Origin of the sequence: Phytohabitans kaempferiae, from assembly GCF_042433955.1 — a bacterium.
GTDB lineage: Bacteria > Actinomycetota > Actinomycetes > Mycobacteriales > Micromonosporaceae > Phytohabitans > Phytohabitans kaempferiae.
In genome coordinates, this window is sequence record NZ_JBHLUH010000084.1 from 16,758 (window position 1) to 32,522 (window position 15,765).

The window sequence follows — 15,765 nt, forward strand, 5'->3', positions numbered from 1 at the left end:
AGCACTTCGATGAACCACGTGACGAAAATGCCCCGGAGCCGGAGATGACCGCAGGGCTCGCCCGGGTCACGATCAGCACGCCACGGCGGCGGCTCGATGTCGCGCTGCCCGAGCAGGTGCCGGTGGCGGAGCTGCTGCCGGAGGTGCTGCGGCACGCCGGTGACGGGCTCGCCGACGACGGCGAGCGGCACGGCGGTTGGGTCCTGCGCCGCGCGGACGGCGCGGCCTTGTCTGCCGCGCAGGCTCTGTCACCCCAGGGGGTACGGGACGGCGAAGTCCTCTTCCTGCTCCCCGCCCGGGTCCGGTGGGCCGAGCCGGAGTACGACGACGTGGTCGAGGCGATCGCCGACGGTGCCCGCCGTCGGGGCGCCTCCTGGTCGGCCGGTGCCACGCGGGTCGCCGGCCTGGCGGTCGCCGCGGTGCCGCTCGGCCTGGCGCTCGCCGCCGCGGTCCGGGTCGCTCCACAGTGGTCGGTCGTGGCGCCCGTGGTCGCCGCGCTGCTGCTGCTCGCCGGCGTGGCGGTCGCACGCTCGCACCGAGACGGGCTGGCCGGCGCGACCCTCGCCGCGTACGCGCTGCCGTACGCCTTCGCGGCCGGCGCGCTCCTCTCCCCGCCGGCCCGGCCCGCGCAGGTCCTGGGCGGCTGCACGGCGCTGCTCGCCGCGTCGTCGCTCGGTGGCTTCGGGGTCGCGACCCACCTGCGCGTCTTCGCGGCGGGCGCCGCGGCCGGGCTGTTCGGCGGGCTGGCGTCGCTGGCCGTGGTCGGCGGCCTGTCCGTGCCCGGTGCCGCCGCGGTGCTGCTGGCCCTGCTCGCCTGCGGGGTCGGCGTACTCCCGCTGCTCGCGATCCGGCTCGGCCGGCTCCCGCTTCCCTCGGTGGCCGCCGGGCCCGACCTGCCCGCGCCGGCCCGCCCGGACCGGGGCGGTGTCGAGGCCGCCGCCGGTCGCGCCGAGGAGATCCTCACCGGCCTGCTGATCGGCCACGCGGTCCTGGCCGTCGCCGCATCGGCGGTCGTGGCGGCCGGCGGTGGCCTCGCCGGCCGGCTGCTGGTCGGCGCCACGGCGGCCGGCCTGCTGCTGCGTGCCCGGCTCTTCGCCGCCGTGCACCACCGGCTGCCGCTGCTCGGCGCCGGGCTGGGCGGTGCCGTGGCGCTCGGCGTGCCGATCGTGGCCACCGCCGGCCCGCCCGCGCTCCTCGCCCTCGCGGCCGGCGGTGCGTTCGCCGCGCTCGCCAGCGTGGCCGCCGGGGTCCGGTACGCACAGCGACCGCCCTCGCCCTACCTGGGCCGGGCGGCCGATGTGCTCGACACGGTCTTGGTGGTCTGCGTGGTGCCGCTCGCGTGCGGAGTGCTCGGCCTCTACGCCGCGGTGCGTGATCTTTGACGCAGTCGGATATGCGTCAGTGTGACGTCTCTCCCTTGGCCGCCGCGTCTTGCGCTCGCCGGTACGACGCGCGGACCTCCGCCTCGGCCTCGGTGCGCCCGACCCAGGTGGCGCCTTCGACCGACTTGCCTGGTTCGAGATCCTTGTAGACCTCGAAGAAGTGCTGGATCTCCAGCCGGTCGAACTCACCCAGGTGGTGGATGTCGCGCAGGTGCTCCTGTCGCGGGTCCTCGAAGGGGACGCAGAGGACCTTGTCGTCGCCGCCCTTCTCGTCCTTCATCCGGAACATGCCGATCGTGCGGCACCGGATCAGGCAGCCCGGAAACGTCGGCTCCTGCACCAGCACCAGCGCGTCGAGCGGGTCGCCGTCAGCGCCTAGCGTGCCCTCAATGAAGCCGTAGTCGGCCGGGTATTGAGTGGCTGTGAAGAGCGTGCGGTCCAGCCTGATTCGACCGGTTAGGTGGTCCACCTCGTACTTGTTTCGGTGGCCTTTGGGAATCTCGACCGTTACGTCGAAATCCATGTCATGCTCCCCACTCTCGCAGCCCGTGTGTCGTGATGTTGCCCCATCCGAATGGGCTGGCGAACGCCGCATAGTGTCTCGGACGCAAGTATCGTCGCCTAGACAAGATGACACGCACTAGGAGGGGCCTGTGGGGAGGCAAGATTCACAGCACGGCCCCGGAGACGAGACCGTACGGCTGCCGGTGACCCCGCCGGATCAAACCCAGACGATCCGGCTGCCCTCGTTCTTCCCGCCGCCCGCCGTGCCGCACAAGCCGCAGCCCGCGCATGCGAGCGGGCCGGAGGAGCCTCCCGAGCAGCCCCGCCGGCGCGGACTGGCCGCCACCGTGGTCGTGGTCGTGCTCCTGATCGCCGGCCTGGTGGCTGGCGCGGCGATCGTTCGCCCCGGCCCGGTCGACGGCTGGCTGGGCGGTGGCGATGCCGGGCCCACGCCCACCACGGCCGCCGAGTCGCCCGAGCCGCCGCCGTCGCCCGTCCTGGTCGCCTCGGCCGCCAACGCGCCGGCGCCTACTCCCGCCGGGGTGAAGGCAGCCCTCGACCCGGTCGTGGCCGGGGCCGGCCTGGGCGCCAGTCTCAACATCTCCGTGGTCGACGTGGCGAGTGGCGAGGAGCTGTACTCCCGCGGTCCCGGCGTGCCTACCATCCCCGCCTCTACCACCAAACTGGTGACCGCGGCCGCGGTGCTGTCGGCGCGCGGCGCGGCCTACCGCATCCCGACCCGGGTCGTCGCCGGCGACAAGCCCGGCGAGGTGGTGATCATCGGCGGTGGCGACCCGACGCTCGCCGCCGGCCCCACCGGCACCTACCCCGGCGCCGCCCGGCTCGACCAGCTCGCCGAGCAGGTCAAGGAGGCGCTCGGCGGCACCGCGCCCACCAAGGTCATCGTCGACTCGACGCTCTTCACCGGGCCGGCGATCGAGCCGAGCTGGGATCCGGACGTGCCGACCGGTGGCTTCGGGGCGGCGACCACCGCCCTCATGATCAACGGTGCCCGGATCAACCCCAAGATCACCCAGGGGTACGCCGAGCGCTACCGTCAGCCCGACCTCGCCGCCGGGCAGGCGTTCGCGCGGGCGCTGGGGCTGAAGACCTCGGCGGTGTCGCGCGGCAAGGCGCCGGAGGCCGCGGGCGCGACGGGCACCGCGACCCCCAGCGCCGAGACGAGCCTGGCGGCGGGCGGCACCGGCCCGGCGCCCGGCACCGAGCTGGGCAAGGTCGAGTCGCTCCCGATCCTTCGCCTGGTCGAGATCATGCTGGTCGAGAGCGACAACGTGGTGGCCGAGACGCTGGCCCGGCAGGTGGCGATCGCCCGCGACCAGCCGGCGTCGTACGCGGGCGGAGGTGCCGCCTCGCGGGCCGTACTCACGGACCTCGGCCTCTCCACCGATGACGTGACGCTCTCCGACGGGAGCGGGCTGTCCCGGAAAAACCGCATCACCCCCGTGCTCCTCACCGACCTGCTGCGGCTCGCCGCGGGCGGCTCGCATCCCGAGCTGGCCGGGCTGGTCGCCGGCCTGCCGGTGGCGGCCTGGTCGGGCACGCTGCGTGACCGCTACCGCAGCCCGGCCGTCGACAGCCGCGCGGGCGCCGGCGTGGTGCGGGCCAAGACCGGCACGCTCGGTGGGGTCAACGCCATCTCCGGTTTACTTACCACCGCCGATGGCCGTCTGCTCGCCTTCGCCGTGCTGGCCGACAAGGTGCCGGTCGGTAAGGATCGCGCCGAGGTTGGACTCGACAAGATCACTACCACGCTCGCCAAATGCGGATGCGCCTGACGCGGGTACCTTGGGGTGATGGCGCAGTTCGTGGACTGGGACCTGGCCGCCGCGACCGCGGGCGCGCTGGGTAAGGCGGGTCCGAGAGTCTCGTACGACGAGGCCACCGAGGTGGTCACTGATCTACGACGGCTCACCGACGAGGCAGCTGACATCGTCTCCTCCTACACGGGGCTGCGATCCCAGGTCGCACACCCTCCGGTGCAGGTCGTCGACCGCAAAGACTGGGCGGCGATCAACATCGCCGGGCTCCGCGAGGTGGTCACCCCGCTGGTCAGCCGGCTCACCGGCGACAAGCAGCCGGGCCTGATCACCGACGCGATCGGCTCGCGCCTCACCGGCGTACAGGCGGGCACGGTGCTGGCCTACCTCTCCGGCCGCGTGCTGGGGCAGTACGAGGTCTTTTCCGCCGACCCGGGCCAGCTGCTCCTGGTCGCGCCCAACATCGTCGAGGTCGAGCGCAAGCTCCAGGCCGACGTCCGTGACTTCCGGCTGTGGGTCTGCCTGCACGAGGTGACCCACCGCACGCAGTTCACCGCCGTGCCGTGGATGCGCGGGCACTTCTTCGGCGAGGTGCAGGCATTCGTCGACGCCTCGCAGGTGGGCGGCGAGCACTTTCTGGAGCGGATCCGCCGCAGCGTGGCGACGCTCTCCGACGCCGTACGCAACCCGGACAGCCGGGTCAGCGTGCTCGACCTCGTGCAGACCCCCGGCCAGCGGGCCGTGCTCGACCGGCTGACCGCGCTGATGACGCTGCTGGAGGGGCACGCCGAGTTCGTGATGGACGGGGTCGGCCCCGAGGTGATCCCGACCGTCGAGCAGATCCGGTCGAAGTTCAACCGGCGGCGCGAGAGCGGCACGCCGCTGGAGAAGGCGATCCGCAAGCTCCTCGGCGTCGACGTGAAGATGCGGCAGTACGCCGAGGGCCGCAAGTTTGTGCACGGCGTGGTCGAGCGGGTCGGCATGGCCGGCTTCAACAAGGTCTTCAGCTCGCCGCTCACGCTGCCTCGGGTCGAGGAGCTGGGCGACCCGGACGCCTGGGTGGCGCGGGTCCACCCCCAGGCCGGCTGACCCTCGGTGGCCGCGCTCGCGCCGCCGGTCGCCGCCGTCCGCACGGCGGTCCGGCAGGCGTTACGCGAGACCGGCGGCCCAGTGCTCGTCGCCTGCTCCGGCGGGGCTGACTCGCTCGCCCTCGCCGCGGCGACCGCGTTCGTGGCACCTCGCGCGGGGCTGGCGGCCGGGCTCGTGACCGTCGACCACGGTCTTCAGTCTGGTTCGGCCGAGCGGGCGAGTGCCGTGGCGGCCTGGGCCCGCGAGGCCGGGCTGGCTCCGGTTGAGGTGGCGACCGTCGAGGTGGGCGGGCGCTCCGGCGGGCCCGAGGCGGCCGCCCGCGAGGCCCGGTACGCGGCACTGCTCGACGCCGCCGCCCGGCTGGGCGCGAGCGCCATCCTCCTCGGGCACACGCGCGACGACCAGGCCGAGACGGTGCTCCTGGCGCTCGCCCGGGGCGCCGGACCACGCGGGATGGCCGGCATGCCCCCGCGCCGCGAGGTCGACGGGGTGGCGCTGCTCAGGCCGCTGCTCGACGTCTCCCGGGAGGAGACCCGCAAGGCGTGCGCCGCGCTTGGTCTCAGCCCGTGGGACGACCCGCACAACGCCGACCCCGCGTACGCCCGCGCCCGGGTCCGGTCCACCGCCCTCCCCGCCCTGGTCGAGGCGCTCGGCGCGGGGGTGGTCGACAACCTCGCCCGCACCGCCCGGCTGCTCGCCGCCGACGCCGCCGCGCTCGACGAGATCGCCGCCAGCGCGCTGGAGCGGGCCCGCCGCCCCGGTGACGCGCTCGACGTGACCGAACTGGAGCGGTTGCCGGACGGCGTCCGTACCCGTGTGCTGCACGCCTGGGCCCGCGAGCGCGGCGCTCCGCCCGCGGCGCTCTCCCACCGCCACGTCGCCGCGCTCGACGCCCTCGTCACCGCCTGGCGCGGGCAGGGTGCGGTGCATCTCCCCGGTGGCCATCTGGTGGCCCGTCGGGGCACGCTGCTCAGGTGATCATTCACCGCCACAAGCCGCTGTACGCCCCGCGCGGTGTCGTCGCCACCAGCCAGCCACTCGCCGCCTCCGCCGGTCTCGACGTGCTCCGCCGCGGCGGCAACGCACGATCATCCCGGGCTTCCTGACCAGGGGCGGCGCGCCGGTCGGGCCGTTCGGGGTGATGGGCGGGCACATGCAGCCGCAGGGCCACCTCCAGGTGATCATGTCCACGGTGGACGGGCTGGACCCGCAGGCCGCGCTCGGGGCGCCCCGCTGGTACTGGCAGTCGGGCCGGTCGGTGCTCGTCGAGGAAGGGCTGGCGGACGCCGCGACACTGTCCGACCTGGAGCGCCGTGGCCACCAGCTCACCGTCGAGCGCGAGCCCTCCGCCTTCGGGTACGGCCAGGCGATCTGGCGCCTGCCCGACGGCGTGTACGCCGCCGGCTCGGAGCCGCGCGCGGACGGCTGCGCCATCGGCTACTGAGCGCCGTCAAGGTGGTCTCGCCTCCGGCGGCTGGCCCCCTGAGAGGGCGTCGCCGCCAGGGCTCAGCCGGCCGGATCGCGCTCCCGGAAGGTGGTCCGGTAGGTCTGCGGGGTCGCGCCCACGCGCCGTGTGAAGTGGTGGCGCATGGTGGCGGTGTCGCCGAAGCCGGCCCGGCCGGCGATCGCCTCCACGCCCAGGTCGGTGTCTTCGAGCAGCCGGCGGGCCAGCAGCACGCGCTGGTTGGTCAGCCAGTCGTGCGGCGTGGTGCCGGTCTCGGCCCGGAAGCGGCGGGCGAACGTGCGCGGTGCCATGTGCGCCCGCGCGGCCAGCTCGTCGACCGTGACCGCCTGGTCGAGGTGGGTCATCAGCCAGGCGAGTACCGGCTCGAGCGTGGCCGCCTCGGGCGTCTTGGGCATCGGCGCCTCGACGTACTGCCGCTGGCCGCCATCCCGGTGCGGCGGCACGACCATCCGGCGGGCCAGCTTGGTGGCGAGGGCCGAGCCGTGCTCCTGACGCACGAGGTGCAGCGCGGCGTCGATGCCCGCGGCCGTGCCGGCGCTGGTCAGCAGGTTGCCGTCATGCACGTACAGCGAGTCGCAGTGCACCTTCGCCGCCGGAAAGCGCTCCTGCAACTCGTCGACGTACCGCCAGTGCGTGGTGCAGTCGCGCCCGTCGAGCAGCCCCGCCTCGCCGAGCACGAAGGCGCCGGAGCAGACGCTCATCACGTACGCCCCGCGCGCGTCGGCCCGGCGCAGCGCGTCGAGCACGTCCGGTGGGATGAGGAAGCCGTCCTTGTGCGCGGGCACCGCGACCAGGTCGGCCGTCTCGACCGGGGTCAGGTCGGAGGCGGGGGAGATCTCGAAGCCCGACCTGGTGGTCACCGGCTTGCCGTCGGCGCTGCACACGTCGAAGCGGTACGGCGGGAAGCCGTCGTCGGTGCGGTCGGTGCCGAAGACCTCGCAGAGCACGCCCAACTCGAAGGCGGCGACCCCGTCGGACACGATGACTGCCACGTTGCCAAGCATCCTGCCAGCGTACGCCGAGGTTGGCAGGATTTTAAGGGTCAATGGCATTGCTGCCACTGGGCGAGGGTGGGTGCCCAGCGGAAACTGGTTACAGACGTCCGGTGCGCACCGGCGGCAGACCTCAGAGCACCACACCTTCGGGAAGGTTGAGCCGCCATGGAACTCCTCGTACTCCTGCTGTTCTTCGTCGTTCTCGCTATCGCTTCGCTCTTCGGCTGGACCACCGACAGCCGCGACTCCGCGGACTGGAAGCCCTCCGAAGGCGGGCGCCGCCGCAGCCGCCCCCGGTTGCTGTAGCCCCTGCACAGCCGGGGCGGCAGGTGTCGCACACCCCGGCGACGAGCCAGGAGCCCCATGCGGCAGTCTTAGGCCATGACCGACGGCTCCTGGTACGACGCCGACATCGAGCGCGTCATCATCACCGAGACGCAGATCCGAGAGAAAACCGCTGAGCTGGCCAAGCAGGTGTCCGCCGACTACTCCACGGTCGAAGACGGACTCCTGCTTGTCTGCGTGCTCAAGGGCGCGGTGATGTTCATGGCTGACTTCGCCCGCGCGCTGGGCCGGCACGGGCCCGCCGCCGAGCTCGAGTTCATGGCGGTCTCCTCGTACGGCCAGGGCACCACCTCGTCCGGCGTCGTACGCATCCTCAAAGACCTCGACCGCGACATCGCCGGGCGGCACGTGATCGTGGTGGAGGACATCGTCGACTCCGGGCTCACGCTCTCCTGGCTGCTGCGCTACCTCGCGTCTCGCAAGGCGGCGAGCGTCGAGGTGGTCACGCTCTTCCGCAAGCCGGACGCGGTCAAGGTGCCGATCCCGGTCAAGTACGTCGGCTTCGACATCCCCAACGAGTTCGTGGTCGGCTACGGCCTGGACTTCTCCGAGCGCTATCGTGAGCTGCCCTACGTGGGCGTCCTCAAGCCCGAGGTGTACACACGGGCGTAGGCGAGGGCCGGTTTCGATCCTTCGGGAGCCCGCCCAGCCCGGATTACCGGTGGGAAAACGGGATCAGTCGTCCACCTGGACGGGAACGCACAGCCTACTCTCAGGAACGGCGTCTACCTGGGGAAACGCTAGCTGAGGCGGCGACGTTGCGCCTTGTTTGCGCAGTTTGCTAGGGCGGCGCCTGATCCGGGGGTCGCGGCGTGCCCTGCGGGGTGTACCTTCGAATGACCGATGGCGTGGCTTGTCGGCGCTGAGGCGAACACCACGAGGTTGAGTGTCGCGATCGCCGACGAGGCGGCCGCGGCGGCCGTGATACCGCGGCACACGTAATCAGACGATCAGGACGTCGATCAGGAGGGTCCGGGCGCCACGGCGCTCGACAACAGTATGGAACGTACGCGTTTCTTCCGCCGCCCGGTGGTCTGGATCATCCTGGTGATCATCGGTGCGATTGCGCTCAGCTCTTTCTTCACCGGCGGCCCGAGCTACCACAAGGTCGACACTTCGGTGGCGCTCCAGCAGCTCAATCAGACGGGCGGCATCAAAGAGGCAATCTTCAAGGACAAGGAGCAGACGCTCCAGCTCGACCTGCAAAACCGGGCGAAGTTCGGCGACACCGAGACCGACAAGATCGAGGCGCAGTTCCCGTACGCGGTCGGCGACGACATCTGGAACGACGTGCTCGAAGCGCAGAGCGCCGGGCGGATCCAGGGTCCGGTCAACGCTGAGGTCTCCGAAGACAGCGTCTTCCTGACCCTGCTCGTCAACCTGCTGCCGATCGCCATTCTGGTGATCCTGCTGCTGCTCTTCATGTCGCAGATGCAGGGCGGTGGCTCGCGCGTCCTCAACTTCGGCAAGTCCAAGGCGAAGATGATCACCAAGGACACGCCGAAGACCACGTTCGCTGACGTTGCTGGCTCCGAAGAGGCCGTCGAGGAGCTGCACGAGATCAAGGACTTCCTGCAAAACCCGGCCAAGTACCAGGCGTTGGGCGCCAAGATCCCGAAGGGCGTGCTGCTCTTCGGCCCGCCCGGCACGGGTAAGACGCTGCTGGCCCGCGCGGTCGCCGGCGAGGCGGGCGTGCCGTTCTACTCGATCTCCGGTTCCGACTTCGTCGAGATGTTCGTCGGTGTCGGTGCCTCCCGGGTCCGTGACCTCTTCGAGCAGGCCAAGTCCAACGCCCCGGCGATCGTCTTCGTCGACGAGATCGACGCCGTCGGCCGCCACCGTGGCGCCGGCATGGGCGGCGGTCACGACGAGCGCGAGCAGACGCTCAACCAGTTGCTGGTCGAGATGGACGGCTTCGACACCAAGGGCGGCGTCATCCTGATCGCGGCCACCAACCGGCCCGACATCCTCGACCCGGCCCTGCTCCGCCCTGGCCGGTTCGACCGCCAGATCGCCGTCGACACGCCCGACATGGAGGGCCGCAAGGCGATCCTGCGGGTGCACGCAAAGGGCAAGCCCTTCACGCCCGACGTCGACCTCGACGCGGTGGCCCGGCGCACGCCCGGCTTCACCGGTGCCGACCTGGCCAACGTCATCAACGAGGCGGCCCTGCTCACCGCCCGCCACGACAAGCGCGCGATCACCAACGACAACCTCGAGGAGTCGATCGATCGCGTCGTGGCCGGCCCGCAGCGCCGCACCCGCGTGATGAGCGACCACGAGAAGAAGATCACCGCCTACCACGAGGGCGGCCACGCGCTGGTCGCCTGGGCGCTGCCGCACTCCGCGCCGGTGCACAAGGTGACGATCCTGTCCCGCGGGCGCTCGCTGGGTCACACGCTGGTCCTCCCGACGGAAGACAAGTACACGCAGACCCGCGCCGAGATGATCGACACGCTGGCGTACGCGCTGGGCGGCCGGGCGGCCGAGGAGCTGGTCTTCCACGAGCCCACCACCGGTGCCGGCAACGACATCGAGAAGGCGACCGCGCTCGCCCGTGCCATGATCACGCAGTACGGCATGAGCTCCAAGCTCGGCGCGGTCAAGTACGGCACGAGCGGCGACGAGCCGTTCCTGGGCCGCACGATGGGGCACGAGCGCGACTACTCCGACTCGGTCGCCGCCGAGATCGACGCCGAGGTCCGGGCGCTGATCGAGCTGGCGCACGACGAGGCGTGGGAGATCCTGGTCGAATACCGCGACGTGCTCGACAGCATCGTGCTGGAGCTGATGGAGAAGGAGACCATCTCCCAGACCGACATGGCTCGTATCTGCGCCCGCGTGGTCAAGCGCCCGCCGATGGCCCCCTACAACGGCTTCGGCAAGCGCCAGCCTTCCAACGAGCCGCCGGTGCTCACGCCGGGCGAGAAGGACGCGCTGAAGGCCCAGGCGCAGGCTGATGGCGCGCAGGCGACCGTTGGTGGTGGGTCGCCCAACTCGTCGGACGGCTCGCACTGAACGCCGATGCCGGGGCGTCGTCGACCGAGCCGGATGGCGACGGTGACGACGCCCTGGACTATCTCGCGGCCCGGCTGGTCGACGGCAAGCTGACCGGTCGGCCCGTCGAGGAGTCGGTCGACCTCGCCCGGATCGAGAAGGCCGTACGCGAGATCCTGATCGCGGTCGGCGAAGACCCCGACCGCGACGGGCTGATGCGCACGCCGGCCCGGGTCGCGCGGGCATACGCCGAGCTCTTCGCCGGGCTGCGCGTCGACCCTGGACAGGTGCTCACCACCGCCTTCGAGGCCAACCACGAGGAGATGGTGCTGGTCCGCGACATCGAGGTGATGTCGCTGTGCGAGCACCATCTCCTGCCGTTCCGGGGCGTGGCCCACATCGGCTACATCCCCGGCGACGACGGGCGGATCACCGGCCTCTCCAAGCTGGCCCGCCTCGTCGAGGTCTACGCCCGGCGCCCCCAGGTGCAGGAGCGCCTCACGTCGCAGATCGCCGACCTGCTGATGGAGCGGCTCCAGCCGCACGGGGTCATCGCCGTGCTGGAGTGCGAGCACATGTGCATGGCCATGCGCGGCATCCAGAAGGCCGGCGCCAAGACGATCACCTCGGCGGTGCGCGGGCTCTTCAAGCGCGACGCCAAGTCACGGGCCGAGGCGATGACGCTGATCATGGCGAGCTGAGCCGCGCTTCCGGCGCGGTGACCGCGCCAATGTTCACCAGGTGATGACGGCGTGGGGTCGTGGACCGCGGGAGGGTGAGGCCGCGGGAGCAGCGGTCCGCACCGCGACGGACGTCGCGGTAGCCCAGATCTGTCCCTTGGGGTGGATCGTCTAGACGACCGCGCGGAACCTGTCGGCGGCGTCGACCGCGCCCCTGGCCAGCGTGTGTGCCTCGTCGAGCCGCTGCTTCGCCTGCTCCAGCCGGGAGATCGCGTCGAGCACGGTGGGATGCACCGCGCCGACCGCGGTCAGCCGCAGCCGGGCCAGCGCCTCGTCGAGCTGATCGGTCACGCCACGCAGGCTGGCCATCGCCCGGTTGGTCTGGTCGACCGACGCGGCCACCTGCGCCTTGACCTCTTCGACACTCGGCATGGTGCTATCTCACCAGGTTGAGTAGGCCGACGCCCATGCAGGTGGCGACGATCGGCGCGAAGCACACCGCGATGCCGAAGAGCGGCGTGCGGTCCACCTTGCCCCCGGGCGGCGCCACGAAGGCCATGCCGATCGTCAGCCAGCCGAGCCCGAAGGCCGCCACCGGCATCGTGAGTCCACAGAGGACGGCGGAGAGCACCAGGTCGGTGTCGGCGGTCAGGTAGAGCGCCACCTGCACGATGAGCACCACGACCGCGAACGGCCCGTACACGATCAGGTTGCGCAGCCACGCCGGCGTCTCGCCGCGCGGGCCGAGCGGCACGCCGCCGTGCTCGGCGGCGTCCGCGGTGTCCGCCGTGGACCGGGCCGCGCGGAGCGCCGCCAGCACCGCCGGTGGCCCACCGGCCATGGCCTCCGCGGCCACGGCCACCTCCGCCGGTGCGGGCCGCAGAGCCGCTTCGGGTACGCCCTGAGCCAGCAGCTTGGCCCGCTGTGGCGCGAGCCGGGCGCGTACCGCCGCCAGCTCGTCCTGTGCGGCACGGGCCGCCTGTGCCTGCTCGCCCGCGGTGGCGGCCACGCCCCGGCGCACGGCGTCGAGGCGCTGCGCGGCGGTGACGTATTCGTTCCAGGCGTCGGTCATCGGTCCGCTCTCATTCGTCGCGTTCCGGGCGGACGAAGGGGACGATCACGGTGGTGCGGTCGGCGTGCCGGTCGTGCAGCAGCGCGCGGTTGGGGCGCGGCTGCCAGTCGACCTGCTGGCCGAGCAGGAGCGAGACCTCCGGCCCCGGCACGTTGAGGAAGACCATCCCGGCGACCTCCTCGCGGGCCGCGCTGCCGCCCACCTCCTCGCTGAACCGGCGCAGCCCGCGCCACCAGGAGAGCAGGTGTATGCCCCGCCCCGGGCCCTCGCGGAGCAGCTCGCGCAGCCGGTCGGTGGGGAGCGCGCCGCGGCTGATCGCGTCCATGCCGAAGACGACGAGGTAGGCCGGGTCGTCGAGGTCGAACGCCTGCCCCAGCCGGGAGGCGTCCACATGCTCGGCGATCTGCGACTCGTTGAGGTGGGCGGTGAGCGCGTGGGCCGCGGCGTCGCCATCGGCCACCAGCGAGGAGACCACGAAGCGCGCGGTGCCCGCCGGATGGTGCGCGGCGAGGCTGCGCGCGGCGGCGTCCAGGATGTCGGCGCCGTACGTGCTCGGCCCGAGTACGGCCAGGTGCCGCCCGGGCGACGCGTCCAGCGGGAACGTCGCGGTGGAGAGCGGTACGTCGATCACGCGGCCGACCAGCGCCGCCGGGCGGGCGGGGGTCATCGCCAGCGCGGCCCGGTAGGTGGGGTCGTCTTCGAGGTACTGGTGCGCGTAGCCCTCGAACACCGACGGCGGCCGGGCGGTCTCCGGACGCGCCTCCCAGACCCGGCGCCGCACGCTGTCCAGCGCCGAGCGGTCGGCGTGCGGGTCGGGGAAGCGGATGGTGCGCTCGTGCCCCCGGGTCGCCCCGCGTGGCCCGCCCAGCCCGCCGGCGGTGTTGACCACCGCGGTGCCGAGCGGCAGGCCGGCTGCGGCGTCGTTGGTCGGTTCGAGGACGTCACCACCGCCGGGCAGCGCGACCCGCACCGGAAACTGGCCGAAGATGGAGTCTCGCTTGTCGTACAGCGCCTCGACGCCGAGCGCGGTCTGGCTGGCGAGCACCAGGTGGATGCCGTACGACCGGCCCTTGCGCGCCAGCGACTCCAGCAGGCCCACCGCCTCGGAAGTCAGCGGGCCGCTCCCGGTCAGCAACACCTGAAACTCGTCGATCACGCAGATGATCCGGGACATCGGCCGCTGCGCGCGGACAGCCTGCTGCTCGCGCAGGTCGGCGAAGCGGGTCACGCCGGCCCGCTTGAACGACACCGAGCGGCGGGTCATCTCGGCGTCCAGCTCGCGCAGCACGGCCACGCCGTACTCCCGGTCGGACTCGACGCCGACCGCCCTTGCGTGCGGCAGCCAGGTCTTGTCCCGCGCGCTCGGTACGAACTCCGCGAACGAGACGCCTTCCTTGAAGTCGAGCAGGTAGAGAGAGAGCTCGCCGGGCGCGTACCGGCTGCCGAGCCCGTAGAGCACGTTGATCAGGAAGGCCGTCTTGCCCGCGCCGGACCGCCCGCCGATCATCCAATGTGGAGTGAGGTCGTTGAACTGGAGCGTGACTGGCGTGTCACCGTCGTGCCCGACTGTGGTGGCGACCCCCTCCGCGGAGTCTTCGGTCCACAGGTCGCCATCCGGGAGCACGTCGCTGAGCGTGATCCGTGAGCGCGTTGCCGACTTCTCGGCCAGCTCCCGGCAGACCCGCTCGAAGAGGTGTGCCGGCGGGTCCTCGTCCAGGAAGACCGGCGCGTTGAGCCCTTTGTTGTCGACGCTGCTCCCGTAGCGGGCGGCGGGCGGGTCGCCGATGAGCGCGTACGGGTTGCGCAGGGTGATCATCGTGGTGCGCGGCAACGGCGGCTGCGTGGTGTCCTCGGTCAGTGGCGGCGGTGGCCAGCCCGCCACGATCAGGTGCAGGCCGGCCTCCGGCCCGTGCTGGGCCAGCGCGCCGATCCGGGCCAGGTCGGCGCCCTCGGTCAGCTCGGGCAGCGAGGCGATCGCCAGCAGCAGCGTGCGCTCACGGCGCGAGTGGCGGGCGGTGGCCGGACGCGCCGGGCGTACCCACTGCTCGGCCTCGGCCAGCACGCCCCGCAGCCCGGCGCGGTCGGTGACCGGCGGCGGCATCAGGCCCGCGTCGGCGAGCGTCGCGAACGGCCCGAAGACCAGGCCGGCACCGGCCGCGTCGACGGCACGAACGAGCAACGACCCGGCCGGCGACGCGGCGAGCAGGCGGAGCAGCAGCGCCCGCAGCAACCCGGCGACGCGCGGGTCACGGGCATCGGCGTCGACGGTCAGGTGCCCGGCCCCGAGCAGCGGAACGATCGCCGGGAACCGCGCGTCGTCGAGCGGCTGCGCCATCCCGACCCGAACGTACTGCGGCAGCCGCGGCCCGCCGAGCGGGGTCTCCTCGGACTGCGCGTCCAGTGGTGCGCCCAGCCAACCGGGCACCAGCGCCGCCGCGGCCGCCCGCAGCCGCTCGGCCAGCTCGTGCTGCTCGCGCAGGTCTGGCGGGGCCGGCTGAAACCGTTCCAGGGCACCGGATGCGGCGGCCACCGTGGCAGCGGCCTGCCGATGCAGGGCGGCGGCCTGGCTGATCCGTGCTTTCGCGTTGGGCACCGCCGCTCACCTCCCTCGGACAGAGACGGTATCCCAGGCCGCACCCTTCTTAGCGGACGCGGCTGGGCCTGTTGCCAGGTGCACTCCGCTCAGACAGGTTTCAATGCCCGAATGGTCCGGTCTAGGTGGTTGGGCGCGTTGTCGCACTAAGCGACTACCGCATCCGGGTTGCTGGCTGGCTTGTGTAGCCATCGCGCCTTCGCGGCGGTTTGGTGGCCGTGGTGTCGATTGTGTCGGTGGGCAGTTGTGGTCGTGTCCTGGGCCATGCGGCATGCGGTCACGGCCGGGCGGGCCGTGCGCGTCGTGCCGGTCGTGTGGGGCGGCTGGGGGCGGAGACCGCTAACCTCGGTGCGTGGATGGTGCTCGCCCTTCCCCGCCAACGGCCGCCCTGTCGGGGACCAGCGCCCGCGTCCGCATCGGCCGCCTGGTCCTGATGCTGATAGTGGGCTCGGTGGCACTCTTGTGCGCGGGCGGCGCGGGGGTGGCCTTTGTCGCGTACAGGGACGCCACCGAACCCAACCGCACCTCCCCCGACGTCACGGTAGACAACTACTTGCGTAGTTACCTTGTCGAACGCAACGACGTGCAGGCTGATCTATACGTTTGTGAGGACGTTCGTCTCGATATCCCTGTGGCCCTTCGTGGGGAGATCGAAAATCGAGAAGCGAACTTTAACGTCATGGTCCGTGTCTCATGGGGTCTAATCAAGCGCTCGTCTATCAGCGGCAAGCAGGAGATGGTTGAGGTCGAGCTTACGGTCGCCAGCTTCCATAATGGACAGTCTAGGGGTCGACGAACCGAAGTCTGGATTTTTGAGGTGGTAGATCAGAATGGATGGCGAGTCTGCAAAGTGGGAAGGACTTAG

The 15,765-nt window shown here is 71.9% G+C and carries 16 protein-coding genes; 11 read left to right on the forward strand and 5 right to left on the reverse strand.

What is annotated here, in order from left to right; genetic code table 11:
• Positions 1-44 precede the first annotated feature (44 nt).
• On the forward strand, positions 45-1,382 hold the full coding sequence (eccD, locus tag ACFFIA_RS38115; protein WP_377261050.1) for a type VII secretion integral membrane protein EccD: 1,338 nt from the start codon (positions 45-47) through the stop codon (positions 1,380-1,382).
• Positions 1,383-1,398: 16 nt separating this feature from the next.
• On the opposite strand, the gene ACFFIA_RS38120 is transcribed toward eccD, so the two are convergent.
• Complete coding sequence (locus tag ACFFIA_RS38120; RefSeq protein ID WP_377261053.1) at positions 1,399-1,905, reverse strand: inorganic diphosphatase; 507 nt, start codon at positions 1,903-1,905, stop codon at positions 1,399-1,401.
• Between the two features lie 244 nt (positions 1,906-2,149).
• On the opposite strand from ACFFIA_RS38120, the gene dacB reads away from it, so the two are divergent.
• Genes dacB through ACFFIA_RS38145 form a run of 5 tightly spaced genes read left to right on the forward strand, consistent with a single transcriptional unit; the run spans position 2,150 to position 6,197 of the window.
• Entirely contained in the window at positions 2,150-3,682 is a 1,533-nt protein-coding gene (gene dacB, locus ACFFIA_RS38125) for a D-alanyl-D-alanine carboxypeptidase/D-alanyl-D-alanine endopeptidase (RefSeq protein WP_377261366.1), read from the forward strand.
• 18 nt (positions 3,683-3,700) lie between these two features.
• Positions 3,701-4,753: an Rv3626c family coenzyme F420 biosynthesis-associated protein gene (locus ACFFIA_RS38130; RefSeq protein WP_377261055.1), complete on the forward strand. Its 1,053-nt coding sequence runs from the start codon at positions 3,701-3,703 to the stop codon at positions 4,751-4,753.
• A gap of 6 nt (positions 4,754-4,759) precedes the next feature.
• Positions 4,760-5,731, forward strand: coding sequence for a tRNA lysidine(34) synthetase TilS (gene tilS / locus ACFFIA_RS38135; protein ID WP_377261058.1), 972 nt, complete (start codon positions 4,760-4,762; stop codon positions 5,729-5,731).
• Positions 5,728-5,859 carry a hypothetical protein gene (locus ACFFIA_RS38140; protein ID WP_377261396.1) on the forward strand — a complete coding sequence of 44 codons (132 nt, stop codon included), beginning with the start codon at positions 5,728-5,730 and terminating at the stop codon, positions 5,857-5,859. The genes tilS and ACFFIA_RS38140 overlap by 4 nt, the downstream gene beginning before the upstream one ends.
• Positions 5,856-6,197 (forward strand): gamma-glutamyltransferase, encoded by a 342-nt coding sequence (locus ACFFIA_RS38145; protein WP_377261369.1) that lies wholly within the window; start codon positions 5,856-5,858, stop codon positions 6,195-6,197. The genes ACFFIA_RS38140 and ACFFIA_RS38145 overlap by 4 nt, the downstream gene beginning before the upstream one ends.
• Before the next feature lie 62 nt (positions 6,198-6,259).
• Here the strand turns inward: ACFFIA_RS38145 and ACFFIA_RS38150 are convergent, their stop codons facing one another.
• Entirely contained in the window at positions 6,260-7,222 is a 963-nt protein-coding gene (locus ACFFIA_RS38150) for a GlxA family transcriptional regulator (protein ID WP_377261060.1), read from the reverse strand.
• 156 nt (positions 7,223-7,378) lie between these two features.
• Between ACFFIA_RS38150 and ACFFIA_RS38155 the strand changes: the two genes are divergently transcribed.
• From ACFFIA_RS38155 to folE, 4 genes are all read left to right on the forward strand, one after another.
• The gene (locus tag ACFFIA_RS38155) at positions 7,379-7,519 is read left to right on the forward strand and encodes a hypothetical protein (protein WP_377261063.1); all 141 of its coding nucleotides are present in this window, start codon (positions 7,379-7,381) and stop codon (positions 7,517-7,519) included.
• 75 nt (positions 7,520-7,594) lie between these two features.
• Positions 7,595-8,170 (forward strand): hypoxanthine phosphoribosyltransferase, encoded by a 576-nt coding sequence (gene hpt / locus ACFFIA_RS38160; RefSeq protein ID WP_377261065.1) that lies wholly within the window; start codon positions 7,595-7,597, stop codon positions 8,168-8,170.
• 387 nt (positions 8,171-8,557) lie between these two features.
• Positions 8,558-10,576 carry an ATP-dependent zinc metalloprotease FtsH gene (ftsH, locus tag ACFFIA_RS38165; RefSeq protein WP_377261067.1) on the forward strand — a complete coding sequence of 673 codons (2,019 nt, stop codon included), beginning with the start codon at positions 8,558-8,560 and terminating at the stop codon, positions 10,574-10,576.
• Between the two features lie 53 nt (positions 10,577-10,629).
• Positions 10,630-11,256 (forward strand): GTP cyclohydrolase I FolE, encoded by a 627-nt coding sequence (gene folE, locus ACFFIA_RS38170; protein ID WP_377261372.1) that lies wholly within the window; start codon positions 10,630-10,632, stop codon positions 11,254-11,256.
• Positions 11,257-11,406: 150 nt separating this feature from the next.
• Here folE and ACFFIA_RS38175 read toward each other — a convergent pair whose 3' ends face one another.
• Genes ACFFIA_RS38175 through ACFFIA_RS38185 form a run of 3 tightly spaced genes read right to left on the reverse strand, consistent with a single transcriptional unit; the run spans position 11,407 to position 14,900 of the window.
• Positions 11,407-11,667 carry a hypothetical protein gene (locus ACFFIA_RS38175; RefSeq protein WP_377261069.1) on the reverse strand — a complete coding sequence of 87 codons (261 nt, stop codon included), beginning with the start codon at positions 11,665-11,667 and terminating at the stop codon, positions 11,407-11,409.
• Between the two features lie 4 nt (positions 11,668-11,671).
• Positions 11,672-12,307, reverse strand: a complete 636-nt coding sequence (locus ACFFIA_RS38180; protein ID WP_377261072.1) for a hypothetical protein — start codon at positions 12,305-12,307, stop codon at positions 11,672-11,674.
• A 10-nt stretch (positions 12,308-12,317) separates the two neighbouring features.
• Entirely contained in the window at positions 12,318-14,900 is a 2,583-nt protein-coding gene (locus ACFFIA_RS38185) for an FtsK/SpoIIIE domain-containing protein (RefSeq protein ID WP_377261074.1), read from the reverse strand.
• A gap of 352 nt (positions 14,901-15,252) precedes the next feature.
• Here ACFFIA_RS38185 and ACFFIA_RS38190 point away from each other — a divergent pair, with 352 nt between their 5' ends.
• Positions 15,253-15,765, forward strand: coding sequence for a hypothetical protein (locus tag ACFFIA_RS38190; protein WP_377261077.1), 513 nt, complete (start codon positions 15,253-15,255; stop codon positions 15,763-15,765).